The sequence below is a fragment of the Mesorhizobium subarcticum genome (assembly GCF_055456085.1).
Genome location: NZ_CM144237.1, coordinates 289324 through 314264, shown reverse-complemented (window position 1 = coordinate 314264; position 24941 = coordinate 289324). Strand labels below are relative to the sequence as shown.

General features: G+C 62.7%; 20 protein-coding genes. 10 read left to right on the top strand and 10 right to left on the bottom strand.

Annotated elements, in window-relative coordinates; genetic code table 11:
• Nucleotides 1–8: 8 nt before the first annotated feature.
• From ACZYHG_RS01490 to ACZYHG_RS01480, 3 genes are read left to right on the top strand one after another with little or no spacing between them, the layout of a single operon-like run.
• On the top strand, nt 9–1181 hold the full coding sequence (locus ACZYHG_RS01490; RefSeq protein WP_464612236.1) for a glycosyltransferase: 1173 nt from the start codon (nt 9–11) through the stop codon (nt 1179–1181).
• On the top strand, nt 1178–1972 hold the full coding sequence (locus ACZYHG_RS01485; RefSeq protein WP_464612235.1) for a WecB/TagA/CpsF family glycosyltransferase: 795 nt from the start codon (nt 1178–1180) through the stop codon (nt 1970–1972). The genes ACZYHG_RS01490 and ACZYHG_RS01485 overlap by 4 nt, the downstream gene beginning before the upstream one ends.
• Nucleotides 1969–2898, top strand: coding sequence for a DUF6492 family protein (locus tag ACZYHG_RS01480; RefSeq protein ID WP_464612234.1), 930 nt, complete (start codon nt 1969–1971; stop codon nt 2896–2898). Before ACZYHG_RS01485 ends, ACZYHG_RS01480 begins: the two co-directional genes overlap by 4 nt.
• Nucleotides 2899–2900: 2 nt before the next feature.
• Here ACZYHG_RS01480 and ACZYHG_RS01475 read toward each other — a convergent pair whose 3' ends face one another.
• Entirely contained in the window at nt 2901–4196 is a 1296-nt protein-coding gene (locus ACZYHG_RS01475; RefSeq protein WP_464612233.1) for a lipopolysaccharide biosynthesis protein, read from the bottom strand.
• A gap of 199 nt (nt 4197–4395) precedes the next feature.
• Here ACZYHG_RS01475 and ACZYHG_RS01470 point away from each other — a divergent pair, with 199 nt between their 5' ends.
• From ACZYHG_RS01470 to ACZYHG_RS01455, 4 genes are all read left to right on the top strand, one after another.
• Nucleotides 4396–6960, top strand: a complete 2565-nt coding sequence (locus tag ACZYHG_RS01470) for a GumC family protein (protein ID WP_464612232.1) — start codon at nt 4396–4398, stop codon at nt 6958–6960.
• A gap of 171 nt (nt 6961–7131) precedes the next feature.
• Nucleotides 7132–8031: a bifunctional methylenetetrahydrofolate dehydrogenase/methenyltetrahydrofolate cyclohydrolase FolD gene (gene folD / locus ACZYHG_RS01465; protein WP_464612231.1), complete on the top strand. Its 900-nt coding sequence runs from the start codon at nt 7132–7134 to the stop codon at nt 8029–8031.
• 11 nt (nt 8032–8042) lie between these two features.
• Entirely contained in the window at nt 8043–9041 is a 999-nt protein-coding gene (locus tag ACZYHG_RS01460; protein WP_027033516.1) for a GlxA family transcriptional regulator, read from the top strand.
• Between the two features lie 135 nt (nt 9042–9176).
• Nucleotides 9177–10850, top strand: coding sequence for a vWA domain-containing protein (locus ACZYHG_RS01455; RefSeq protein WP_464612230.1), 1674 nt, complete (start codon nt 9177–9179; stop codon nt 10848–10850).
• A 69-nt stretch (nt 10851–10919) separates the two neighbouring features.
• On the opposite strand, the gene edd is transcribed toward ACZYHG_RS01455, so the two are convergent.
• The 3 genes from edd to zwf all read right to left on the bottom strand — a co-directional run bounded on the left by edd (nt 10920) and on the right by zwf (nt 14983).
• Nucleotides 10920–12743, bottom strand: coding sequence for a phosphogluconate dehydratase (gene edd, locus ACZYHG_RS01450; RefSeq protein ID WP_464612229.1), 1824 nt, complete (start codon nt 12741–12743; stop codon nt 10920–10922).
• Nucleotides 12744–12815: 72 nt separating this feature from the next.
• Nucleotides 12816–13532, bottom strand: coding sequence for a 6-phosphogluconolactonase (gene pgl / locus ACZYHG_RS01445; protein ID WP_464612228.1), 717 nt, complete (start codon nt 13530–13532; stop codon nt 12816–12818).
• Nucleotides 13514–14983 (bottom strand): glucose-6-phosphate dehydrogenase, encoded by a 1470-nt coding sequence (gene zwf / locus ACZYHG_RS01440; protein ID WP_464612227.1) that lies wholly within the window; start codon nt 14981–14983, stop codon nt 13514–13516. Before zwf ends, pgl begins: the two co-directional genes overlap by 19 nt.
• Before the next feature lie 308 nt (nt 14984–15291).
• Between zwf and ACZYHG_RS01435 the strand changes: the two genes are divergently transcribed.
• Together ACZYHG_RS01435 and ACZYHG_RS01430 are read left to right on the top strand one after the other, a co-directional pair.
• A complete protein-coding gene (locus tag ACZYHG_RS01435) occupies nt 15292–16038 on the top strand; it encodes an SDR family oxidoreductase (protein WP_464614852.1) in 747 nt (248 codons plus the stop codon).
• 474 nt (nt 16039–16512) lie between these two features.
• Nucleotides 16513–17415 (top strand): glutamate ligase domain-containing protein, encoded by a 903-nt coding sequence (locus ACZYHG_RS01430; protein WP_464612226.1) that lies wholly within the window; start codon nt 16513–16515, stop codon nt 17413–17415.
• Nucleotides 17416–17468: 53 nt separating this feature from the next.
• Here the strand turns inward: ACZYHG_RS01430 and ACZYHG_RS01425 are convergent, their stop codons facing one another.
• From ACZYHG_RS01425 to ACZYHG_RS01415, 3 genes are all read right to left on the bottom strand, one after another.
• Nucleotides 17469–18341 carry an SH3 domain-containing protein gene (locus ACZYHG_RS01425; RefSeq protein ID WP_464612225.1) on the bottom strand — a complete coding sequence of 291 codons (873 nt, stop codon included), beginning with the start codon at nt 18339–18341 and terminating at the stop codon, nt 17469–17471.
• Nucleotides 18342–18632: 291 nt separating this feature from the next.
• Nucleotides 18633–19919, bottom strand: coding sequence for an NAD(P)/FAD-dependent oxidoreductase (locus ACZYHG_RS01420; protein ID WP_464612224.1), 1287 nt, complete (start codon nt 19917–19919; stop codon nt 18633–18635).
• 130 nt (nt 19920–20049) lie between these two features.
• Entirely contained in the window at nt 20050–21486 is a 1437-nt protein-coding gene (locus tag ACZYHG_RS01415; RefSeq protein ID WP_464612223.1) for a glutamine synthetase family protein, read from the bottom strand.
• A 146-nt stretch (nt 21487–21632) separates the two neighbouring features.
• Here ACZYHG_RS01415 and ACZYHG_RS01410 point away from each other — a divergent pair, with 146 nt between their 5' ends.
• Nucleotides 21633–22349: an HAD family hydrolase gene (locus ACZYHG_RS01410; protein WP_464612222.1), complete on the top strand. Its 717-nt coding sequence runs from the start codon at nt 21633–21635 to the stop codon at nt 22347–22349.
• 149 nt (nt 22350–22498) lie between these two features.
• Here the strand turns inward: ACZYHG_RS01410 and ACZYHG_RS01405 are convergent, their stop codons facing one another.
• The 3 genes from ACZYHG_RS01405 to aceA all read right to left on the bottom strand — a co-directional run bounded on the left by ACZYHG_RS01405 (nt 22499) and on the right by aceA (nt 24773).
• Nucleotides 22499–22903 carry a response regulator gene (locus tag ACZYHG_RS01405; RefSeq protein ID WP_464612221.1) on the bottom strand — a complete coding sequence of 135 codons (405 nt, stop codon included), beginning with the start codon at nt 22901–22903 and terminating at the stop codon, nt 22499–22501.
• Between the two features lie 280 nt (nt 22904–23183).
• On the bottom strand, nt 23184–23426 hold the full coding sequence (locus ACZYHG_RS01400) for an SMc00767 family acetate metabolism repressor (RefSeq protein WP_006202762.1): 243 nt from the start codon (nt 23424–23426) through the stop codon (nt 23184–23186).
• A 57-nt stretch (nt 23427–23483) separates the two neighbouring features.
• A complete protein-coding gene (gene aceA, locus ACZYHG_RS01395) occupies nt 23484–24773 on the bottom strand; it encodes an isocitrate lyase (RefSeq protein ID WP_027033534.1) in 1290 nt (429 codons plus the stop codon).
• Nucleotides 24774–24941: the final 168 nt, after the last annotated feature.

Here is a 24941-nt window from a genome sequence, read left to right as displayed (position 1 = left end):
TAGGTGAGATGCATCTGCTGTTCGCCACATCGATCGTGCCTGACGGCGCTCTCGCCTCGGGCTATGAGATCGCCAACGCTGCAATCATCGCCGCCTTGCGGCGCGCTGGCGCGCGCGTCACGGTCATCGGCTTCACTTGGCCGGGGAAAGCCGCGGCCGATCCGGAAAACACGGTGGTGCTGGGTGCCATCGACGTGCGCACCGAAAGTGCGTCGCCGCTGCAAAAGCTCGCCTGGGTCGGCAAGGCGATGCTTTCGGGCCTCACCTTCGCATCGGTCAAGCTGCGGGTGGTGTCCGACCACGATGTTGAGGCCGCCATCGAAAAGGCCGGTCCGTTCGATGGCTATGTGCTGAATTCCGTGCAGTTTGCCGGCGCCTTCGAAAAGCTCTTCGAAGACCGGCCTTCGATCTTCGTCGCCCATAATGTCGAGCACCTTTCGGCGTGGGAGAATGCCGCTGCCGCCGGTAGCCTCTTCCAGCGCCTGTTGTTCCGCCGCGAGGCAAGGCTGCTCAAGATCGTGGAAGAGCGCCTCTGCCGCCGCGCGCGCTTTGTCTTCACGCTGGCCGAGGAGGATCGCGCGGCACTCGGCGTCGCCTACGACGGCCGCTCTGCGGCGCTGCCGCTGGTGACCGGCGCCAGGGCGCCAACCGCGAAAGGCCCGCGCCGGATCGACTGCGACGCCGCCTTGATCGGCACCTGGACCTGGCAGCCGAACCGCATCGGTCTCGACTGGTTCCTGGGCAAGGTGGTGCCGCATCTGCGGCCGGATTTCCGCATTCGCATCGCGGGCCACGTGCCTTTCGATGTCAACTCGACGCATCCGGGTGTCGAATTTGTCGGCCGTGTCCCGGATGCCAGGGCGTTCGTGTCGGGTGCTGCCGTCATTCCGCTGATCAGCACCGCCGGCAGCGGCGTCCAACTGAAGACGATCGAGACCTTCGAGCTCGGCCTGCCATCGGTCGCCACCAGCCGCTCGCTGCGCGGCATCGGCCATCGCCCCGACAATTGCGTCGTCACCGACGATCCGGCCGGCTTCGCCAGGGCGCTGGAGACAGCGGCGGCCAATATCCGGGACGTCGATGGCAGCGCGTTCCATCGCCAGCAGGTCAAGGCGCTCGATGCCGCCATCCGGCTCGGCCTCGAAAAACTCGGCTCGATCAGGCAGGAGGTGTTTGCATGAATATGCACACCGCCCGTGCCCCGTTCGGGCTCGACTGCCTGAAGACGATCCTTGGCATCTCGGTGCTCGCCATCCGCTGGGACGATGCGATCGCGCTGCTGAACCGGCTCATCGCCGAGCGACGCTTCACCAAGGTCAGTTTCCTCAACGCCCACAATGCCAACATCGCCTATTCAGACCCGGTCTTCGCCGAGGCGCTCGACGATTTCCTCATCCTGCCGGATGGCATCGGCGTCGATCTCGCTGCCAGGCTTCTCTATGGCGCGCCGTTTCCGGACAATCTCAACGGTACCGATTTCGTGCCGGCCTTCCTGCAGGCCTCGACGAGGCCGCTGACCGTCGGGCTGCTCGGCGCAACGCGTGTCAACGCCGAGGCGGCGTCGGTCAAGCTGGCGGCACTTGCCGTGCAGCACAATTTCGTCGTCATTCATGATGGCTATTTCTCCGCCGCGCAGGAGCCGGAGATCATCGGCCGGATCGCAGCGTTGCGGCCTGATATGCTGCTGGTCGCCATGGGCGTGCCGCGCCAGGAACTGTGGATCGCACGCCACATCGACGAGCGCCACTGCACCATGCCGGTGGCTGTCGGCGCGCTGCTCGATTTCCTGAGCGGCTCGGTGCCGCGCGCGCCGTTGTGGATGCGGCGCCTGCGGCTGGAATGGTTGTTCCGGCTGGCGGTCGAGCCGGGCCGGCTCTGGCGCCGCTACGTGGTCGGCAATCCTGTTTTCCTGTGGCGCGCCGTCAAGCAGAGACTGTCGCGTGGAGCCGAAACGGACGGAGAGCTCCGTTGAACAAGCGGTTCGTTCCAGACGCCCTTGCCGGCCCGGGCCTGTTGCCGAAGACGCCGACGGCGGCGGTGGTGACGGCAAGCTACGCGCCGGATTTCGAGCGTTGCCGGCTGTTGTGCGAGACCCTCGACCGGCATGTCTCAGGTGCCGCGCACCACTACATCCTGGTCGAACATCGCGACGTGGCACTTTTCCGTCAGCTGGAGACAAGCCGGCGTTCGATCGTCGATGAGCGCAACCTGCTGCCGCGCTGGCTGCACGCTTTCGACGATCCGCTCAGCCTGTTTCGCCGGCGTGTCTGGCTCAGCCTTAAGACACAGCCGCTGCGCGGCTGGCACGTGCAGCAGCTGCGCCGCATCGCCATATCGGCCCATACCAGTGAAGACGTTCTGGTCTTTTGCGATTCCGACGTTGCTTTCGTGAAGCCGTTCGACTGCGCCGCCTTCTGGCGCGACGGCGAGGCACGTCTGTTCCGCCGCGACGGCGTGCTGGCGGAGGAGGGGCATGACGAGCACCGCATCTGGTCGAGCAATGCCGGCGCGACGCTTGGCATCGACCCATCCCGGATTTCGGTCCACGATTACATCTCGACGCTGATCGCCTGGCGCCGCGATACCGTGCTTACCATGTGCGGCCAGATCGAGAAGATCCATGGCCGCGACTGGGTCGAGGTGGTCGGTCAGGCGCGCAAATTCTCCGAATGCATGATCTATGGCCGCTATGTCGACGATCTGCTCGACGGAGCCGGTCATTTCCACGGTTCGGAAGAATTCTGCCGCGTCCACTGGACGGGTGAGGCGCTGTCGGACGACGAGTTCCGCCGCTTCGTCGCGGGCATGGCGCCGGAGCAGGTGGCGATCGGCATGCAATCCTTCATCGGCACCGATATCGGCCGTATCCGCCGCCTGATCGGGCTTCAGTCCTCGTAGTCTTAGATGGGCTTGGCCGGCTTGCGCATCGCCGAATAGGTCAGCAGCATCGAGGCGAGATAGAGCAGCAGGAAGACGAGGTTGAGCGACAGCACCAGGGTTGACGTATCCGTGATGGTCGTCAGCACATAGGTCAGCAGCAGCCCTTTCAGTCCGGCGAGCAAGCCGAGATTGATCGCGCGTACCAGCGTCTGGCCGCGCGCGAACAGAAGCTCGGCCTGGTATTCGACCAGGTTGCGCAATCCCGGAACACAGATCGCCAGCGCCACCAAGGGGGCGGCTTCCGAGACATTCTTGCCGAGCGCGTTGGGGAAGAAATGCAGCACGACGCCAAGCGCCAGCAGCGCCGCCGTCGAGACCGCGAACACGCCGCCCTCGATGCCGCTCTTGACCGTCAGCCGCGACAACAGGTCCGGCGCGCGCATCATGCGTTGCACCAGCATCATCGAGAAGGTGCGGATGGGAATTGCGGTCAGGTCAACCAGCCGCATGATGATGGCATAGATGCCGGCCAAATGCGGGCCGCCGATCGCCAGCACCAGCAGCTTGTCGAACTCCGATTGCAGATAGAACAACACCTCGGCGCCGGCGACATAGATCGAATCGAGAAGCCGCCTGAGATAGAGCTCGATACGCAGCCGTAGTCTTTGGCGGGGATAGAACCAGCCGAAAGCCAAAAGCAGCGAGGCGGCGTTGGCGCCGATATAGAACCACGACCACACCCAGATGCTGTGCTGTGCCCAGACCATGAACAGGACAGCACCTAGCGCGCGCAGCGCTGTCGCCAGAATCGCCAGCACGGCGGCACGGCCGAACTTGCCCAGCCCGTTATTGACGATCAGGGCCACCTCAACCGGCCGCCACAACAGCGCCTCGGCGAAGACGATTGCCGAAAACACCGACAGCGGTACGGTACCGGCGAAGAAGATCAGGTAGACGCCGAACGAGGCCGCGGCCAGCAACGGCAGGGAAATGATGCCGAGCAGCAGGAAGCCGGCGGTGAAGGTGCCGATCAGATTGGGGCGGATGGTGGCGGTGCGGTAGAGCGCCGAGATGAAACCGAAGGCCAGGATCCGCGACAGCATCACGCCGGCCGCCGAAGCGGTGGCGAACATGCCGAACTCGGAGATGGACAGTGTGTTGGCGAGCGCGATGAAATAGGCCAGCGAAAACACCAGTCGCCCACCGGCGCCGCTGATCGCCGAGAAATAGTCGCGAACCAGCCCCCGTCGCTCGGCCACGAAAGTGCCGATCCGGGCGAAAGTCCGCCTTTGCGGTATGCCGCGAGCTTCGGTCATGTCTGGGGAAGCCATAGGCGGGAAAGCTTAACGCGCCGTTTTGAGGCCCGAATGCGTTGAAATTCCCGCGCTTGAGGTTATGAAAACCTTACCCGCCGGCCTGCCAAAATTAACCTTTTGTTTCCTATGCTTGTTTAGCGTGGCTTAACGAATGGCCGACCGCCGCTGCCAAGCGGCCAACGAGTGAAGCTCCAAGACAATGGTCGACAGGGAAAACCGTGAAGACTGGAGGCGCGAGCGTTCCTTGCTGGCGCTCGGCCAGGCCATGCGCGGCGAGGATGACACCGACCCGTCCCTGGTTTCCATAGGCGATCGAGCCGATCCGTCATGGCGCGAGGACGCTGCCACACGACATCGTCTGGCCCGTTCACGGCGTGAGGCTAGGGCGAACCCGACGCCGCCTGCCGCCGCCGAAACAGAGCGGCTCCGGCCAGACGAGCGGCCGGAGGCTGCTGCACAGGAGGACGCCTGGCGCTCGCAGGAGGGCGACGGCACCGGCGATTTGCCGCCGGCGATGCCGCGCGCAAGGACGGCCGCCGAAGAGCCTTCCGCCGGCGTTCGCTCTCATGAGACATCCGGATCCGGCCATGAGGGTGAGGCCAATGCCTCCTTTGGCGGTCGTGGTGACGACCAGCAATGGAAGCCGTTGATCGATCCGATGCAGGTGGTGCGCGGCATTGCCAGGTCGAAGCTGCTGATCATAACGACCACCCTGATCGGTGCCGGGCTCGGTATAGCGATCGCGCTGTCGACGCCGAAGAAATATGAAGCCACCGCTGAACTGATCGTCGATCCGCGCGACCTCAAGCTCACCGACCGCGACCTCACCCAGAATGTCGTCGCTTCCGATGCCACGCTCGCCATCGTTGAAAACCAGGTCCGGGTGCTGACCTCGGGCACGGTCTTGAACAAGGTCGTCGACAAGCTCAATCTCGTCAACGATCCGGAGTTCAACGGTCAGGGCTCCGGCGGCCTCGGCCTCAGGTCGCTGATCCATTCGATCCTGTCACGCCAGGATGGCACGGACGGTGTCGATCAAGTCCGCCGGCGTGCGCTCGCGGTCGGCAATCTGGCCGAAAGCCTATCGGTCGAGCGCGGCGGTAAGACCTTCGTCATCACCGTCAGCGCGATCACCCAGAATGGCGAGAAATCGGCCCTCATCGCCAACACGATGACGGATGTGTTTCTGCAGACCTTCGGTCAGATCCAGTCGGATACGGCCGGCCGCGCGACCGACGAACTGACGGCAAGGCTCGAGGACCTGCGCAAGGGCGTCGAGGCGGCCGAGCGCAAGGTCGAGGATTTCAGGGCCTCGCACGATCTTGTCGATGCCCAAGGCCATTTGATTAGCGACGACGAGATGCTGAAGCTCAACGAGCAGCTCTCGGTCGCTCGCGCCCGGACGCTGGAATTGAATGCGAGGGCGGCCTCGGCGCGTTCGATCGACGTCAATTCGGTTCTCTCCGGCACCTTGCCGGAGGAGATCAACTCCAACACGATGAGCGATCTGCGCTCGCAATATGCGACACTCAAGCAGGAGGCCGACCGTGCCGCCATCCGGCTCGGCCCGCGCCATCCTGAGCTGCAGGCGATCAACGCACAGATCGCCGGCGCGCGTGACCGCATCGCAGGTGAATTGCGCCGCATCGCGTCCTCGCTGCAGGTCGATCTGAAACGCGCCGTCCAGCTCGAACAGGATCTTTCCTCCCGCCTTGCCCAGCTCAAGGTGCGCAGCGGCGACGTCAACAACGATTTGGTGTCGATGCGCGAACTGGAGCGTGAGGCCGCCGCCAAGCGCTCCGTCTACGAACAATATCTGCTGCGCGCCAAGGAGACCGGCGAGCAGAAGGATATCAACACCGCCAACATGAACGTGATCTCCAAGGCATTTGCGCCGCTCGAAGCGAAAGGCCCGTCGCGCGCCTTGATGGCTCTTGCCGGCCTGCTGCTTGGCTTTGCCTCTGGCGTTGGCTTTGGTGCCATGCGTGGCGCCTATGAAAGCTTGCGCGAGACCGCGACATCGCGTTCGCGCCGCGACCGCAAGGCGCCTCTCGAGGAGCAGGCGTACCGGTCTGCGCTGCCACCGGCGCCGCCAATGCCGGCAGCGCCAGTGCCCCCGGCGCCACCCCCACCGCCTGCACCACCGCCGCCCGTCGCGCAGACCGAAGCCGCACCAGCCGAAAGGCCCAGGCGGATCGGCGCGCTGATGGCGAAGCTGCGCAACGCCGTGTCCCGCAAGCCATCCGCCGAAGCGGATGACGCCAGCGAGTTCGCCGCCTTTGGTGAAAACGTGCGGCCGGCGGATGCTGCCATGCCCTCCGGCTTCCCGAACCCGGAGTTCGTCTTCATGCCCCGGCCGTCGGACTATTCGCGGCCGCCTTTCCAGCCGGGCTTCGATGCCACCTATTCCCAGCCGATGGGTCCGCCGTCGCGGTCGCCCCTGATGCCGCCGCTGCCGGTCTATCCGGCGCCGCCGCCCTATCCCCATGCACAGCAGGCAGGCTATCCCCAGCCGTGGCAGGCGCAGCCGCCGGCAGGCAGCCCCTATGCCCAGGCCCCCTATGCCGGGCATATGCCAAACCCGCCACAGGCCGCTGCGCCACAGCCACCTGCCTATGCAGCCCCGCCATCGCCTGAGCCTGATCACCAGGTCCAGGAAAGCGCCGAACAGGCGCCCATCGAGGAAATTCGCGCCAGCCTGCGCGAATTCCGCGAAGCGGTCCGCGAACTCACCGAGAGCCGCGCGCGCCGCCGCTATTTCTGAGCCACCGAATACTTCGCGGAGGCCGAACAAAACCAATCCGGTTTCGCGTAAACGGCATCGGACGGCGTTTTGGCGGGATTGCGTGGTCGGATTTTCGTGACAATGCCGCGCTGTATGTTGCCGATGCCGCTGCGATGCGGCGTTTTGGCGAAACGGTGTTGAGGATGGTTCATGGCCGAAGTGATTGACGGAAAAAGCGTTGCCGCCGATGTGGTGCAGAGGGTCAAGGCGCTGACCGCCGAACTTGTCGCCAAGGGCAAGGCCAAGCCTGGTCTTGCTGTCGTCATCGTCGGCGAGGATCCGGCGAGCCAGGTCTATGTCGCCTCCAAGTCGCGCACCGCCAAGGAATGCGGCTTTCACTCGGTGCAGCACACGCTGCCGGCTGAAACCTCTGAGGAGGCGTTGCTCAAGATCATCGCCGACCTCAACGCCGATCCGGCCATCAACGGCATACTGGTGCAGCTGCCGTTGCCTGCCCATATCGACGCCGGCAAGATCATCCAGGCCATCGCGCCTCAGAAGGATGTCGACGGCTTCCATTTCATCAATGTCGGCAAGCTCGGCACCGGCGAACTCGACACCGCCTTCGTTCCCTGCACGCCCGCCGGCTCGATGCTTCTGATCGAGCGCGTGCGCGGCAAGGACCTGTCCGGCCTCGCCGTGGTCGTTGTCGGCCGCTCCAACATCGTCGGCAAGCCGATAGCCAATCTGTTGCTTGCCGCCAACTGCACCGTCACCATTGCCCACAGCCGCACAAAGGATCTGCCGGCGCTTGCCCGCACCGCCGATATTCTTGTCGCCGCCGTCGGCCGGCCGGAAATGATTAGGGGGGATTGGGTGAAGCCTGGCGCCACCGTCATCGATGTCGGCATCAACCGCATTCCCGCACCCGAGAAGGGCGACGGCAAGTCGCGCCTCGTCGGCGATGTCGCCTATGCCGAGGCGGCCAAGGTCGCCGGCGCCATCACGCCGGTGCCAGGTGGTGTCGGCCCGATGACCATTGCCATGCTGATGGCCAATACGTTAGCTTCTGCCTACCTTGCGGCCGGATTGAAACGGCCCTCCTTCTGAGAGCGCCAGCTTTGCCGAACCCTTCTGTTTCCCAGGAACGGCCGGTCACGAGTGACCCCGTTCAAGGCGGCCGGCAGTTCGCCTTCCTGCTGGTCGACAAGTTTTCCATGTTCTCGCTGGCCGCGGCGATCGACACGTTCCGCTCGGCCAACCGCCTGCTCGGCCGCGATTTCTATGGCTGGACCACGGTGTCGGCCGACGGCGATCCGGTGATGGCGTCGAATGGCCTGCCGCTCAAGATCGACTATGCCGTTGCCGACTTGCCGCCGGTGGACATCCTCTTCGTCTCGGTCGGTCTGACGACGGAATTTCCCGGCAAGAGCAAGGTGCTGGCGGCGCTGCGCAGTTGGGGCCGGCGCGGCAATGCGCTCGGCGCGCTGTCGGTCGGTTCCTACCTTTTGGCCGAGGCCGGGCAGCTCGATGGTTACCGCTGCACCATCCATTGGGAAAACCGCGCCGGTTTCATGGAGCGCTTTCCCGACATCAACTGCACCGGCAACGTCTTCGAGATCGACCGCAAGCGCTACACCTGCGCCGGCGGCACCACCTCGATCGACCTGATGCTGGAGATCGTGCGCGGCGATTTCGGCTCGAACCTCGCCAATGGCGTCGCCAACCAGTTCCAGCATGAGCGCATCCGCTCCGCCGGCGACCGCCAGCGCGTCGGGCCGGAGCGCGACCTGACCGGCAAGTCGGAGAAGCTAAGGCGCATCGTCGAACTGATGGCCGACCATCTCGACGAGCCGCTGTCGGCGGTGCAGCTTGCCAAGTCCGCCGGCCTTTCGGTTCGCCAGGTGGAGCGCCTGTTCCTGCGCCATCTCAGCGTCACCCCCGGCCGCTACTACATGCGGCTGCGGCTGGAGCGGGCACGCGAATTGCTGCGCCAGACCAACATGCCGATCCTCGACGTGGCGATCGCGACCGGCTTCACCTCGCATTCCTATTTCGCCCAGAGCTACCGGCTGCAGTTTGGCCGTCCGCCGTCCGAAGAGCGACGCACCACCTACTGAGCCAGTTCCGGTCCATGCCCGGACATGAAGACGACAAGCAGGCGCCTGAGCGAGATAGCTACGTCCGGGCTTGTGTACCGGCATGCGCTCAAATAGTTTTGGGCTGCAGGCGGGGCGGCTACTCAGGAGATTTTGATGTTGGGATTTGCACGGAGCATCGCTGCGGCGATCCTCCTTTTGTCGATGACGACGTTCGGCTTTGCCGCAAACAAGGTCATCATCATTCTCGATGCTTCCGGCTCGATGTGGGCGCAGATCGACGGCAAGCCCAAACTCGAAATCGCCCGGGAAACGCTCAGAACCGTGCTGAAGTCGGTTCCCGCCGATGACGAGATTGGCTTCATGGCCTATGGCCATCGCGAGAAAGGCAGCTGCGAGGACATCCAGCTGATCGTGCCGCCCCAGGCAGGCTCGGCAAGCGCCATCACGGACGCCGCCGACAGTCTGAAGTTCCTCGGCAAGACGCCGCTGACGGCGGCCGTCAAGCAGGCCGCCGAAGCGCTGAAATACACCGAGGACAAGGCAACCGTCGTCCTCATCACCGATGGGCTCGAAACCTGCGGCGGCGACCCCTGCGCGCTCGGCAAGGAGTTGAAGGCATCCGGCGTCGATTTCACCGCCGATGTCGTCGGCTTCGGATTGACCGCCGACGAGGGCAAGCAGATCGCGTGCCTCGCCGACAACACCGGCGGCAAATACATCCAGGCTTCCGACGAGAAGGCGCTGCAGGAAGCGCTGGTCGAGACGGTCGCTGCGCCGGCGCCAGCACCGGCTCCCGCGCCAGCGCCCGAACCGGCGCCTGCTCCCGCGCCCGCGCCGAAAGTGGTGGAGGTCGACTATAATCTTGTCCCGCAGGCGTTCCTGAAAGACGGCGGCGAGGCGCCGACGACCGACGTCTACTATGAAGTCTTCAAGGACGATGCCAAGGGTGTCGGTGGAGACAATGTCAACTACGGCTACAACGCCATCAAGTTCCACCTTCCCGCCGGCAACTACATCATCGTCGCCACCAGCGGCGCCGCCAAGGCCCAGCAGAAGGTTTCGCTGAGGGCCGACAAGGCGACGGAGGTGGCGCTCAATCTGAATGCCGCAGAGATCTCCATCCATGCGCGGCCGGCGCCTGGCGCCGATGTCGACCGCAATGCGCAGATCAGCATCGCCTATCCCGGCGGGACGTCGGACGCCAACTACGGCGAGGTCAAGTACGTCGTTCCGGCCGGCGAGACCAAGGTCACGGTAAAGCTGGGGGCCGGCGAGGCGAGCGAGACCATGCAACTCGCCGCTGGCCAGGTCGTCGACAAGGACATCATCGTCGGCGTCGGCAAGGCCAAGGCCAACGCCTTCTACACCCAGGGCGGCGAGAAGGCCGAAACGGATGTGGGTTGGAAGGTGTACAAGGCGGCCAAGAAGCTCGACGGCACGCGCGACCAGGTGACCTACGCCTACGGTGCCGACAGCCAGTTCGATCTGCCGCCGGGCGATTATGTGATGGGCGTCGACGTGCAGGCCGTGTCCACCGAGCAGCCTTTCAGCGTGACGGTCGGGCAAATGACCGATGTCAACGTGATCCTGAACGCAGGTGTCCTGGCGATCGACGCACCAGGCGCTGACGGCTTCAAGATCTTTGAGGCCAAGAAGAATCTGCAGGGCGACCGCAAGCAGGTGACCTACGCCTATGGCGAAAAGATGCAGACGACGTTGGCGGCGGGCGACTATGCGCTGGTGACCACCTTCACCACCGACAAGGCCGAGAAGGAGACACCCTTCACGATCAAGGCCGGCGAACGGACCGAGCTTAAGGTCGAGTAAGGTCCGGTCGCACAGAGTGAAAGGGCGGCTTAGAGCCGCCCTTTTTGCTTGGATGGTCGCAGGACGAGGTCAGGCGTTTCCGAACGCGCCGGCGCCATGGTCGGCGCGGCCAACAAGTTGCCGGAAGCCGGCGAAAAGCTCGCGGCCAAAGCCGAACTCATTGCCAATGAGATCGACTTCGGCGGTGCGGCGCAGCGCGAATTCAGGAGCCGGGACAAACACCTCCAGCGTTCCCGCGTCGGCGTCGAGGCGGATGATGTCGCCGTCATGGATCCTGGCGATCGGCCCGCCCTCGACCGCTTCCGGCGTCACATGAATCGCGGCCGGCACCTTGCCGGAAGCGCCCGACATGCGCCCGTCCGTCACCAGCGCGACGCGCTGACCGCGATCCTGCAGGATGCCGAGCACGGTGGTCAGCTTGTGCAGTTCCGGCATGCCGTTGGCCTTCGGCCCCTGGAAGCGGATGACGGCAATGAAGTCTCCGGTAAGCGTGCCGGCCTTGAACGCGTCGTTCAGGCCCTGCTGGCTGTCGAACACCTTGGCGGGTGCCTCGATGAGGCGCCGCTCCGGCTTGACGGCGGAGGTCTTGATGACGGCATGGCCGAGATTGCCCGCCAGCACTTTCAGGCCGCCGGTTGCCTGGAAGGCCTTGTGGAACGGCGCCAGCACCTTTTCGTCGCCGCTCTGCAGCGGGACTGCCTCGCGCACCACGCTGCCATCGGCGCCGAGCTTTGCCTCGACCGCGTAGGGCCGCAGGCCTTCGCCCCACACCGTCTGCACATCCTCGTGCAGGACACCTTCATCGAGCAACTCGCGGATCAGGAAGCCGAGTCCGCCGGCGGCATGGAAATGGTTCACGTCGGCAAGGCCGTTCGGATAGACGCGGGCCAGCAATGGCACCGCTTCCGAGAGGTCGGAAATATCCTGCCACGTCAATGAAATGCCAGCCGCAGCCGCCATGGCGATGAGGTGGATGGTGTGGTTGGTCGAGCCACCTGTGGCATGCAGGCCGACGACTCCGTTAACGAAAGAGCGTTCGTCGATCATCCGTCCGACCGGCGTATAGGCATTGCCGAGCGCGGTGATCGCCAGCGCCCGCTTGGTCGCTTCACGGGTCAAGGCCTCGCGTAGCGGCGTGCCTGGGTTGACGAAGGAGGCGCCCGGCGTGTGCAGGCCCATGATCTCCATCAGCATCTGGTTGGAGTTGGCCGTACCGTAGAAGGTGCAGGTGCCCGGCCCATGGTACGATTTGGATTCGGCTTCCAAAAGCTCGGCGCGGCCTGCCTTGCCTTCGGCATAGAGCTGGCGAACCCTGGCCTTCTCATCATTGGGCAGGCCGGTCGTCATCGGTCCGGCCGGGATGAACACCGCCGGCAGGTGGCCGAAGGTGAGTGCCGCGATCACCAGTCCCGGCACGATCTTGTCGCAGACGCCGAGATAGACGGCGGCGTCGAACATGTTGTGCGACAGGCCGATCGCGGCGGCCATGGCGATCACGTCGCGCGAAAACAGCGACAACTCCATGCCGGGCTGCCCCTGGGTGACGCCATCGCACATCGCCGGCACGCCGCCGGCGACCTGGGCGATGCCGCCGGCCTCGCGCGCTGCGTCCTTGATCAGGGCAGGGTAGGTCTCGAATGGCTGATGCGCCGACAGCATGTCGTTGTAGGAGGTGATAATGCCGAGATTGGGCACCTTGTCGGCGCCGAGCGCCAGCTTCTCCGAGGGGCTGCACACCGCAAAACCGTGGGCAAGGTTGCCGCAGGACAGCACCGATCGGTTGGCGGTCTGGTTCGATGCCTCACTTATACGACCGAGATAGCGCTCACGCCCCGCCTTCGAACGTTGGCGGATGCGCTCCGTGATGGCTTCGATGTCGCGTCTTGCGGTCATGGCGGTCGGTCCTTTCAGGCGAGGTCCCGGAAACATCCTCCCGCAATTGCCGGGACCACAGTAAATCGAAAATCAGGGTGCCCAGAAAACCTCTACGGGCCTGGGGGCGGCGTCGAGTACGGCGCGGATCGGTTTTTGCGGTCCGGGCGCGACCGCGCCGTCGAAGGCTGTGCGTTTGTCATCGCCTTCTATATGCAGCGCGATGAAGCCGGCATCGATGATGCGCGCCAAGGTCAGGGTCAGTCGTGGTTCACCCGCGCTGACCGCGTGAACCGGCAGGATGATCTTGTCCGATGCCGGGTCGAGAAGCTTTGCAAGATCATTGGCATCAGGAAAGAACGAGGCGGTGTGGCCGTCCGGCCCCATGCCGAGGATGACGACATCGAGTGGCCAAGGCAGGGAGCGGAGTGCTTTCTCGTCGGATGCCGCGGCGTCCTCGATACCGGCTGCCTCGTGATAGAGCGGCACGAAGCGCGCCGCCTTGGCGGCATTCTGCAACAGATTGGCGGCAACCAGCCCGGCATTGGAACGCGGCGAGGAGGCCGGCACGAAACGCTCGTCGACCAGCGTCACGATCACTTTGTCCCAGGCAATCGGCAGCGCCGAGAGGGTGGCGAAGAACTTTGCCGGCGTCGTGCCGCCGGAGACGGCCAGCAACGCCGTGCCGCGCTGGCCGATCGCGTGGGTCAGACGATCAGCTACCTTCGCGGCCAGCGCTGTCGCCAGTTCCGGCCGGCCGGAAAAGGCGTTCCAGTTGTAGCTGGCGCTGTTCAATTGCTCTCGTGCCATGTCCGCCCGTCACGTTCGATCAGCGCTATCGAGGCCGATGGCCCCCAGGTGCCCGCCGTATAGCCCTGTGCTTCCTGCCTGGCGCTTTCCCAGGCATTCTGGATCGGGTCGATCCATTTCCAGGCCGCTTCCACTTCGTCACGGCGCATGAACAGCGTCTGGTTGCCGCGGATGACATCCATGATCAGCCGTTCATAGGCGTCAGGCGCGCGACCGTCGAAGGATTGCGCGAAGCTCATGTCGAGCGAAATCTGGCGCAGCCGCATGCCGCCCGGACCCGGATCCTTGATCATGATGAACTGCTTGACGCCTTCGTCGGGCTGCAGCCGGATGACCAGTTGATTGGCGAAGATCGGCCCGGCGCTGTCGCCGAAAATCGAATGCGGGATCGGCTTGAACTCGATGACGATTTCCGAGACCCGGGTCGCCAGCCGTTTGCCGGTCCTGAGGTAGAACGGAACGCCCGCCCAGCGCCAGGTGCCGATCTCGGCCTTGATGGCGACGAAGGTCTCGGTGTTGCTGTCATGGGCGAGCTCCTCGACATAGCCCTTCACGGCTCCGCTGGCAGAGGCGCCGGCGCGGTACTGGCCACGCACGGTGTGCTTCGGCGCTTCGTTGCCGTTGATGCGCTTCAGCGCCCGCAACACCTTCAGCTTCTCGTCGCGCACCGCGTCGGCGTCCATCGACGACGGCGCCTCCATGGCGACGAGGCACAACAGCTGCAACATATGGTTCTGCACCATGTCGCGCAGCGCGCCGGCCTTGTCGTAATAGGTGACACGGTCTTCCAGGCCCACCGTCTCGGCGACGGTGATCTGCACGTGGTCGATATGGGCGGAGTTCCACAGCGGCTCGTAGAGCGCGTTGGCAAAGCGCAACGCCATCAGATTCTGCACCGTCTCCTTGCCGAGATAATGGTCGATGCGGAAGATCTGGCTTTCGTGGAAGTCGTCGCCGACCAGATCGTTGAGCGCTCGCGCCGAGGCGAGGTCGCGGCCGATTGGCTTCTCCAGCACGATGCGCGAATTCGGCGTGATCAGTTTATGCTCTTTGAGCTTGTGGGAGATATCACCAAACAGCGCCGGCGCCACCGCAAGATAGAAGGCGCGGATGTGGTCGCTCTCGCCGATCGCCTTTTTCAGCTTGTCGAAGCCGGCGCCGGTCGTTGCATCCGCCGAGACGTAGGAAAGTCGCGCCAGGAAGGTCTTCAGTTCCTTGGCGTCGATATCAGCCGGTTTGACGTGGTCGGAGATCGCCTGTTTGGCGAAGGCCTGGAATTCCTCGTCGGTCATCTTCGAACGCGACGTTCCGATGATGCGCGTCGGCTCGGAGAATTGATGGTCACGCTGGCGATAGTAGAGCGACGGCAGAAGCTTGCGTTCCGACAAGTCGCCGGTGCCGCCGAAAATAATGAAGTCGAAAGGGTCAACGGGGATGATCTGGCTGGTCATGGTCTGTCCGCTCTGACGCCGGTCGCGAGTACGCGGCTGATATATTCTAATCGATTTAAATTTTCCAGTGCCATGGTGTCACATCGAGGACCAATCGCTGGATAGTGATTAGGTCCATGTGTGCGCTTGACACTGGCGCTACCCGGAGGCTTGTCGGTCAACGAAGACTCCGGAAGCTTTCGCAGCTGCAGCATAGAACGTGAATGTGACGAAAGCTAAGGGAGAAATGGCGCGTAATTTTTCACGGCATTGGCCATGACGGTCAGTCGCCTTGGTGGTTCGGGAAGACATCAATGAGCGGGAAAAGCATGCGTCTGGAAAACAAGGTCGCCATCATCACCGGCGCGGCAGCCGGGTTCGGCGAAGGCATGGCCAAGCGCTTTGCCGAAGAGGGCGCACGCGTGGTGGTCGCCGACCTCAATGCCAAAGGTGCGGAGCGCGTCGCCAATGAAATCGGCGAGGCGGCGATCTGGACGCAGACCGATGTTTCCTTGCGCTCTGAATTCGACGAAATGGTCTATGCCGCCAAAAACGCCTTTGGCCGTATCGACATCATGGTCAACAACGCCGGCTTCACCCATCGCAATGGCGACATGCTCAAGGTCGACGAGGAAACCTTTGATCTGATCACCGCCGTCAACATGAAGGCGATCTATCATGCCGCCCTTGCCGTGGTGCCGATCATGGACCGGCAAGGCGGCGGCGTCATCCTGACCACGGCCTCCACCGCCGGTCTGCGGCCACGACCCGGCCTCACCTGGTACAACGCCTCGAAAGGCTGGGCGATCACCGCCACCAAATCGATGGCCGTGGAACTCGCCCCGAAGAACATCCGCGTCAACTGCCTCTGCCCGGTCGCCGGCGAAACCGGCATGCTCGAAAAATTCATGGGCGCCGACACGCCCGAAATACGCGAGAAATTCCGCGCTTCGATCCCGCTCGGCCGGCTTTCGACGCCGCTCGACATCGCCAACGCGGCACTGTGGCTTGCGTCTGACGAAGCCGCCTTCATCACCGGCGTGGCGTTGGAGGTCGATGGCGGCCGCTGCATCTGAGGAGCGTCGACAACGAGCCTATGTTACTGAAGGAGTAAGTCGACAGGGGCTAGCAATGGTGGTCGTAAGGCTGAAATTGGCACTGCGCAATATTCGCCATAGCGCAAGGTACAGGGTGAGGTTGTATCGTGCGAAGCGGGCTCGCGCCAACAGCGGGGCTACTTTTCATCGGTGTAACCGGAAGCTCGGGCAAATCGACCACTACAACTCTGCTGGCGCATTTACTGGCTGGTGGCATGCATCCGTCTATTCACAGGTGCTCGTCAATTCCATCACGGCGCTTATTTACGCACTCTGCAAACGCGTCAACAACAGCAACTTCGACTATGTCGTCTCTAAGGTTGGCGCGCGTGGCAAGGGCTCGATAGGCCCGATGGCGGAATTGCTGAGACCGAGTGTTGCTATCGTTACCATGGTCCGTCTGAGCATTTCAAGAATTTCAGGACGCTTGAGAACGTCGCGGAAGAAAAGCGCGTGCTGGTTGACGCTCTGCCATCCGATGGGCTTGCGATACTCAACGTCGATGATCCCTATGTGAAAGCCATGGCGGCAAGCGCCAAGTGCCGCGTCGTCACTTTCGGGATGTCGGATGGTGCAGACTATCGCGTCAGCGACGTTCGTGCCGGTTATCCTGATCCGCTGACATTCAAGGTACATTGGAAACAAAATACCCTTGCGCTGACCGCTCCGTTTCCCGCTGATTATTTCTGGTTGCCGCTGACCGCAGCCACTGTTTCGGCACTCGAACTCGGTGTCCCGCCGGAAATCGTGGCCTCGCGGCTGGAAACATTCTTGCCTTTGCAAAACAGGTGCGAGGTGTTCGTCACCGAGGGCGGCCCTGAGTTCATCATCGATACGGCAAAAGCGCCTTGGCACTCGATCAACCTTGCTATCGATTTGATGTCCAAAGCTGCTGCCAGACGAAAGCGAATCGTGCTCGGCCAGATTTCGGACTACGCCGGTTCGAGCAGAAAATACGCTGCCGCCTACCAGTCCGCACGCGAGGCTGCCGACCAGGTGATTTATGTTGGAGACAACGCGCATCGTTCGAGGGCAGGTCAAGCAGATCGCGACAATGGCCGATTTCGAGAAATCAGAAGCCCGAAGGAAGTCTCCGAGTTTATCAAGCAGACGGCTTTGCCGGGAGAACTGATATTGCTTAAAAGTTCGGCCAATCTACATCTGGAAAGGGTCGCGCTGTCCTGGACGCATGATGTCAGATGCTGGGAGACCGCTTGCGGCAAGGAAGAAGGATGCCGAGCGTGCGGGCTCTACGAAGTGCCGTTCGAACAGCATAGGCCGCGCCTCCGTCAGCGACGGCGCGCCCGCAGGTGGGAGTTTATCCACCATCTCTTGGGTGGCAGGCCGCCGCTTTGATTGGGCGCGTGCTCCCGCGCCATTGCGTCGCGGAGTGCATTGACGAAACGCGGTCAGGCGCCGGGCTTGATGTAGCTCTTGTAGATCCAGCCGTGCTTGCCGTTGTAGACGATCTCGCACCACTGTTTGCAGCCCAGCAGTTGCACTGAAGTCCGGGCAGGCACCGTACCGATAGGGGTAGCTCCCTTCTTCGGAGCATTGCGCATGGTCACAGCCCTCAGGATACGGCCGCTGCCGGCCGCCGCCACCTTTCGCGGCCTCGCTTTGGCTGTGTCATCCTCGCCTTGCGCATTCGCGGGTTTTTGGTCCGGTACTTGCGGCTGTGCCTCCGGAATGGCAGCGGTCTGCGCACCATCGGGATTGCTGCCTGCCGCCGGTGCCGGGGCGGCAACCTTGGCAAGCTCGTCGGTGGCGTCGGTATCGGTCGCCGATTGTGCGAATGCCGCCGTGGCAGCCGGTTTGTCCGGCGCGGGCTCAGCCTGGCTGGGGGCGGCTGCTTGGTCGGCATCAGGGGCCGCGGAAGCGGTCTTCGGCTGCGCCCCGGTCCAGCGAGGATCGTTGGCCGCGAGCGCTTGTATGTTTGCTTTCGCTGCCGCCACGGTCGGTGAAACCTGGTCGGACTTGCGGGCAGCCTGCGGCGCGGTCGCGGCGGCCACCGTGGTTCCGGCGGGGACGATCTTCATTGTCTTCACCGGAATGGTCGGAATGCTTTGTTCCTGGCTGGCGGCTGCCTGCCGCTCGCTCGTCGGCAGTGCCAGCCAGAGCGCCACCGCGGCCACGCCGAGCAGCGCGGCGGTGCCGACCGCTGCAATCACCAGATGCGAGTTCGAACGGACTTCCTGCCAGAAGGACGGCCGCATGTCGTATCCAAACTGCATGGCAAAGCGCCGACGTTCCGGCGTACCGAAACTGAAGGGCTCTCTCACTCTTGCCACCTCCATAAGTGGGCCAATGTTCTTTCGATCGCTGCCGGAAGTCCGGCGTCTGATCGGCATCGGTCCCAAAATCAACGCGGACAAGCCCGCAGCAATCCCCGAATAATCGCCCAGAAGCGGGAACCTTTCGCCCGCGATTGTGGCATCAGTACGCCTTTACTGGGGATTCTGCGCCTTTGCCGGCATTTCCGCAATGTGCCGCTAGGGCAACAAATGTTACAATGAATATTACAATATTACATGAGATCGTGATGGCGTGGGACCGTGGCGATCCGGTCCCGCCTAAATTCTGTCCCGCAATGCGAACCAGTTGAGCGCCAGGAAAAGCAAGGGTGCGCGGAAACGGCCCCCACCGGGAAATGGCGGAATTTTCAGGTCCTCGATCAGCTTCAGCCGATCGCGGTTGCCGGCAACGGTCTCGGCATAGAGCTTGCCGAAGAAGTTCGACAGCATGACGCCATGGCCGGAATAGCCGCCGGCCGAGATCACATTGGGCATCACTTCGCGCACGAACGGTTTCCTCGGCACGGTGATGCCGACATAGCCGCCCCAGCCATGGGTGATCTCGACATCCTTCAATGCCGGGTAGAGCTCCACGATCTGCCGGCGGATGTGGATGTGGATGTCCTTCGGGTCGTTGACGCCATAGACCTCGCGTCCGCCGAACAGCAGCCGGCCATCCCTCGATTTGCGGAAATAGCGCACCACGAAGCGGGAATCATCGACGGCCTCGCCGCCCGGCAGCACTTTCGAATCCACACCCAATGGCATGGTCGCACCAATGAATGACCCGATGGGCATGATGTGCGCCGCACTCACCGGCTCGAGTGTGCCGCCATAGGCGTTGACCGCGATCAGGCACTTTTGTGCCGATATCGTGCCTCTCAGCGTGGAAACCCTGACCTTGCCGCCAGCGGAGACGATGCCGGTAGACGGCGTCTTTTCAAACAGCTGTGCGCCGGCCTGTGCCGCCACTCGCGCCGTGCCGATCACCAGTTTCATGGGATGGATATGGCCGGTGCCGGTGTCGCGTGCACCGCCGAAATAGGCGGTCGAGCCCAACCGCTCCGCCGTCTCCTTCGCATCCATGAAGGAGATATGCGGGTAGGAGAAGCGGCTGGCCATGATCTCTGCATGCGCCTTGTAATCGTCGACATAGCGCGGCTTGTGCGCCACCGAGAGCTGGCCCGGCATATAGTCGATGTCGATCTGGTTGATGGCGGCGAATTCGATGAGATGGGCCTTCGCCTCCTCGGCAAGATCGAACAGCGCCCTGGCGCGGGACAGACCGTATTCGGCCTCCATGTCCTCGGCCCAGGCGCGCTGTCCGGTGCCAAGCTGCCCGCCATTGCGGCCCGAAGCTCCGTCGCCAAAGCGATGCGCCTCGATCAAAACGACATTGGTCCCTGCCTTGGCGAGATGCGTTGCCGCCGACAGACCGGTAAAACCGCCGCCGATGATAACCACGTCGCATTGGCGATCTCCGTCTAGCGGAGGGTACTCAGGGCGGGGGCCGGCTGTATCCTCATACCAGGATCGGCCGGGAGAAATTGGAGATTTATAGGGCATGGGAACGCCAGTGAATCCAATGAATGGTGAATAGCGAATGGCTGCGAGAAGACGAGTCCTCTGCGTTCATCCATCCAATATGAAGCTACTCACCATTCACTGTTCACCATTGACGCGACGAAGTCGCCGCTCACACGTTGAGCAGAAGATATTCCCGCTCCCATGGGCTGATCACTTCCATGAACGTCTCGAATTCCGCCCGCTTGATCGCCGCATAAGTCGCGGCGAAGGACTTGCCCAGCAGCGCGCAGAGTTCCTCATCGCCCTCGAACAGGTCGACGGCTTCGAGCAGGCTGCGTGGCAGGTCGATCTCGTGCGCATTGGCGGTCGTCAGCACCGGAGGTTCGGCCTTGAGCTTGTTGGTGATCCCGATCAGTCCGCAGGCAAGCGAGGCCGCCAGTGCCAGATAGGGATTGGCGTCGGAGGAGGGGATGCGGTTCTCGACGCGTCGCGCCGCAGGATCGGAACGCGGCACGCGGAACGCTGTCGTGCGGTTGTCATAGCCCCATTTGTTGTTGACCGGAGCCGAGGCCGACCGGGTCAGCCGGCGGTAGGAATTGACATAAGGCGCGAACATCACCAGCGCGTTCGGCACATGCTTCTGCATGCCGCCGATAAAATGGAAAAAGTCCTCGGTCTCCGAGCCGTCCTCGGCCGAGAAGATGTTCCTGCCGGTCTTCTTGTCGATGATCGACTGATGGATATGCATGGCCGAGCCCGGCTGGCCCTGGATCGGCTTAGCCATGAAGGTGGCATAGATCTCGTGCTTGAGCGCGGCTTCGCGAATGGTGCGCTTGAACATGAACACCTGGTCGGCGAGTTCGACGGGATCGCCGTGGCGCAGATTGATCTCGAGCTGGCCGGCGCCCTCTTCATGGATGAGCGTGTCGATCTCCAGGCCCTGGCTTTCGGAGAAGTGGTAGATGTCGTCGATCAGTTCGTCGAACTCGTTGACGCCGGCGATCGAATAGCCGGCGCCGCCGCCGATTGCGCGCCCCGAGCGGCCGACAGGCGGGGTCAGCGGATAGTCCGGGTCCGGATTCTTGCGTACCAGATAGAATTCGATCTCGGGTGCCACCACCGGCTTCAGCCCGAGCTTGTCGTAGGCGGCAAGCACGCGCTTCAACACATTGCGCGGCGTGAATTCGACCGAGCGGCCATCCTGGTGGACGAGGTCGCAGATAACGGCGGCCGTCGGGTCTTCTTCCCAAGGCACTACTGTCAGCGTCGACAGGTCCGGCATCAGCTTGAGATCGCCGTCGTCTTCCGGATAGTGGAAGCCGTTGCCGTCTTCGGGGTAACCGCCGGAAATCGTCGTCATGAAGACGGCCGAAGGCAACGCAAGCGAGGTGTTGGAGGTGAATTTCTTCGACGGCATCATCTTGCCGCGCGCGACACCGGCCTGATCAGGCGTGATGCATTCGATGTCCTCGATGCCGCGCCATTCCAGCCATTCGCTGACTTCCTTCCAGTTCTTCACACCACGCAGGTTTTTCACGAAGGCAGGCGTGCGCTCCCGTCCTCCGCGGCTCGACGGACGGACTTCCTTTTTTGCAGGCGGCATCATTCACCAGATTGGGTTGCGGATTTCGGAGTATAGCCGTGCCCCCCTGTGGAAGGGAAGGGGAGCCGCCGTCGGCATTTGCCGTCGCGGTTGAAAATCGCGCCCGGGTCGGCTTAGTTCGGCCTTCCCTAGACTCAAGAAAGTCGGCAATGCGAACCAGCAGCGACGTGACCACGATAGGCTTCGACGCCGATGACACGCTTTGGCAGAACGAACAATTCTTCCGCATGACCGAGAAGCGCTTCGCCGCCATGCTCGCCGATCATGGCGAGGAGAAACAGATCTCGGCACGATTGCTGGAGGCCGAACGGCGCAACCTTGCCATCTATGGCTTTGGCATCAAGGGCTTTACCCTGTCGATGATCGAGACGGCCATCGAGGTCACCGACGGTCGGGTGCCAGCTTCGGTCATCGCAGAGATTCTTGATGCCGGCCGCGAGATGCTGAGCCATCCGATCGAGGTCTTGCCGCATGCGCGTGAGGCGGTGGAGAAGCTCGCCGGCGCATACCGCCTCGTGCTCATCACCAAGGGTGACCTCTTCGACCAGGAGCGCAAGCTGGCCGGCTCCGGCCTCGGCGACCTGTTCGACGCGGTCGAGATCGTCAGCGACAAGAATGCCGCGACCTATGCGCGCCTCTTCAGCCGCCACGGTGATGGTCCGGCAAGGAGCATGATGGTCGGCAATTCGCTGAAGTCGGATGTGGTGCCGGCCATCGAGGCCGGCGGCTGGGGTGTCCATGTGCCGCACGAACTGACTTGGGTGCTCGAGCATGTCGAGACGCCGGTCGCCGAGCCGCGGTTCCGCCAGATATCCGATCTCGGGCAATTGCCCGAACTGGTCGAAAGCATCCAGAACCCAGCTTGATCGCAACTTTCAGTTTTCTGGCGCAATTCCAGGAAAAGTGTGAGCGGTTTTCCGTCCGGAATTGCGTAAAAACAAAGAGATAGAGTGGTTCACCTTTTCAGTGAAACGGTGAAACGCTCTAGTCCGATTAATTGCAAATGGAAAAACCGTTAGCGGCTGATCAGGCGATCGATCACCGGTTGCAGCCGCTCGGGCGTGATCGGCTTGGCGACCACTACGTCAATGACGCTCGACAGGCCGAGGCTCTCCGGTGTGCCAGTCTTGGTTGAAAGCAGGATGACGGAAGGAAGCGATTTGCCCGAAGCCCGCCGCAGCGTTTCGATGCCGGACATCAGATTGTCGCAGTCCTTGTTGTCTGCGCCGCCGTCCAGCACAATCACGCCTGGCACCAGTGTCCGCAAGGTCTTCGCCGCCATGTCAGGCGATTCCGAGATCGGCCTGAGCCCGGATCGTTCGACGATTTTCGACACCACCACACGATTGATCGGCGATTTCCCCACAACAAGCACTTGCGAGGGACTGCGGATCGTATCGGCGCTTGAATCCTGGGTCACCAGATTCGGATGTTTTGCGGTCTCGCCCTCGCTACTCACTGGGCACCCAAGTCGGCCAAAAAGCTCGCCCCTATTTCAATGCAGAGTTGAATCTGGCCGACAATTGGCGTGAGATCGCCCCTCATGTCAAGTTGAAATAAAAGGCCCTTGGAAACACTTCCTCCGACAGTGGAGTCAAGCAACAGTACTGTACTGCCCTGTCCATGGCTTGATTGCGTAAAAATAAAATTCACCTGCGCATACGCAGCGCAGGTGAAGGGTCGGTTGCAACGATTCCCGGTCAGCCATGGCTCTGCTGGGTGACGATCACCGGGATCAGCAGATCGCCCCAATTGCCGTCGCCGCCATGGTGCCTGGCCGAGCGCACGAGTTCCACCGAGACGCCCGCCTCGACCGCTTTCATCACCGACTGGTTCAGTCTGTGCAGGTCGTTGGCCAGCATGCGGATCGTCGCCTGCTGGTCGACGCTCATCGTGGTCGATTGTTCTTCCGCACGTTCCTTGACGCGGCTTATCGATGCCATTGGTCTTCTCCTGTGTCTGAAGCCCTGTTGGGCGTTTCCTCGGTTGTTCCTGGTCCGCTATTCCGCGGCCGGCTTGAACTGCGCGTGCTCGGTCGATTCATGCATGGCGGTGGTAGACGACTTGCCGCCGGTGATCGCCATCGAGACGGCGTCGAAATAGCCGGTGCCGACCTCGCGCTGGTGCTTGGTCGCCGTGTAGCCATTGGCTTCCGCCGCGAACTCGGCTTCCTGCAACTCGGAATAGGCCGCCATCTGCCGGGCCTTGTAGCCGCGCGCCAGTTCGAACATGCCGTAGTTGAGCTGGTGGAAGCCGGCGAGCGTGATGAACTGGAACTTATAGCCCATGGCGCCGAGTTCCCTCTGGAATTTGGCGATCGTCGCGTCGTCGAGGTTCTTCTTCCAGTTGAACGAGGGCGAGCAATTATAGGCGAGCAGCTTGCCCGGATGGTGCCTGCGCACGCCTTCGGCAAATTTCTTGGCCTGCGCCAGGTCGGGCTTCGAGGTTTCGCACCAGATCAGATCGGCGTAGGGCGCGTAGGCGACGGCCCGCGCGATGCACGGCTCGATGCCGTTCCTGACCTGGTAGAAGCCTTCCACCGTGCGGCCGGCATCGTAGTCGACGAAGGGCTGGTCGCGCTCGTCGATGTCCGATGTCAGCAGCTTCGCGGCTTCAGCGTCGGTGCGCGCCACGACGAGCGTCGGCGTAGCCATCACGTCGGCCGCTAGGCGCGCCGCGTTGAGGTTGCGAATATGCGCCGCGGTCGGGATCAGCACCTTGCCGCCGAGATGGCCGCATTTCTTTTCCGACGCCAGCTGGTCCTCGTAATGGACGCCGGCGGCACCCGCCTCGATGAAAGCCTTCATGATCTCGAAGGCGTTGAGCGGCCCGCCGAAACCAGCTTCCGCGTCAGCCACGATCGGCGCGAACCAGGTCTCGACCGAAAGTCCATTGCCCTCGGAGGTCTCGATCTGGTCGGCGCGCTGCAGCGTCCGGTTGATGCGCTTGACCAGTTCGGGCGCCGCATTGGCCGGGTAAAGCGACTGGTCGGGATACATCGCCGAAGCGGTGTTGGCGTCGGCCGCAACCTGCCAGCCCGACAGGTAGATCGCCTTCAGCCCGGCGCGCACCTGCTGCATCGCCTGGTTGCCGGACATGGCGCCGAGCGCGTTGACGAAATCTTCCTCGTGAATAAGCTTCCAAAGCCGGTTGGCACCCATTTCGGCGAGGCTCTGGCGAATTTGCACCGAACCGCGCAACCGCTTCACATCCTCTGGCGAATAGGGACGTTCGATGCCGTCGAAGCGACCTTCCGGCGCCGAGGGAACGAGATTGTAAAAATCAGTCATGTGTCACTCCGAAGGATCGCTGTACCATGTCCGCACGCCAATCTTCTGAGGCGCCGGTATGTGACTTGTTTTACATTGCGGTGCAAAATACGCCAGAAAAATCAGGAAATTCAGTGTGAGATAAGAGAAAACCTGTGTTGCGTTTGACAGAGGACTGCTGTAAATTTG

Excerpts from the sequence above, each read along its gene's own strand:
- ACZYHG_RS01490 (WP_464612236.1), top strand. The coding sequence starts at position 9 with ATGCATCTGCTGTTCGCCACATCGATCGTGCCTGACGGCGCTCTCGCC.
- ACZYHG_RS01485 (WP_464612235.1), top strand. The coding sequence starts at position 1,178 with ATGAATATGCACACCGCCCGTGCCCCGTTCGGGCTCGACTGCCTGAAG.
- ACZYHG_RS01475 (WP_464612233.1), bottom strand. The coding sequence starts at position 4,196 with ATGACCGAAGCTCGCGGCATACCGCAAAGGCGGACTTTCGCCCGGATC.
- ACZYHG_RS01470 (WP_464612232.1), top strand. The coding sequence starts at position 4,396 with ATGGTCGACAGGGAAAACCGTGAAGACTGGAGGCGCGAGCGTTCCTTG.
- folD (WP_464612231.1), top strand. The coding sequence starts at position 7,132 with ATGGCCGAAGTGATTGACGGAAAAAGCGTTGCCGCCGATGTGGTGCAG.
- ACZYHG_RS01455 (WP_464612230.1), top strand. The coding sequence starts at position 9,177 with ATGTTGGGATTTGCACGGAGCATCGCTGCGGCGATCCTCCTTTTGTCG.
- edd (WP_464612229.1), bottom strand. The coding sequence starts at position 12,743 with ATGACCGCAAGACGCGACATCGAAGCCATCACGGAGCGCATCCGCCAA.
- pgl (WP_464612228.1), bottom strand. The coding sequence starts at position 13,532 with ATGGCACGAGAGCAATTGAACAGCGCCAGCTACAACTGGAACGCCTTT.
- zwf (WP_464612227.1), bottom strand. The coding sequence starts at position 14,983 with ATGACCAGCCAGATCATCCCCGTTGACCCTTTCGACTTCATTATTTTC.
- ACZYHG_RS01435 (WP_464614852.1), top strand. The coding sequence starts at position 15,292 with ATGCGTCTGGAAAACAAGGTCGCCATCATCACCGGCGCGGCAGCCGGG.
- ACZYHG_RS01420 (WP_464612224.1), bottom strand. The coding sequence starts at position 19,919 with ATGCCCTATAAATCTCCAATTTCTCCCGGCCGATCCTGGTATGAGGAT.
- ACZYHG_RS01415 (WP_464612223.1), bottom strand. The coding sequence starts at position 21,486 with ATGATGCCGCCTGCAAAAAAGGAAGTCCGTCCGTCGAGCCGCGGAGGA.
- ACZYHG_RS01410 (WP_464612222.1), top strand. The coding sequence starts at position 21,633 with ATGCGAACCAGCAGCGACGTGACCACGATAGGCTTCGACGCCGATGAC.
- ACZYHG_RS01400 (WP_006202762.1), bottom strand. The coding sequence starts at position 23,426 with ATGGCATCGATAAGCCGCGTCAAGGAACGTGCGGAAGAACAATCGACC.
- aceA (WP_027033534.1), bottom strand. The coding sequence starts at position 24,773 with ATGACTGATTTTTACAATCTCGTTCCCTCGGCGCCGGAAGGTCGCTTC.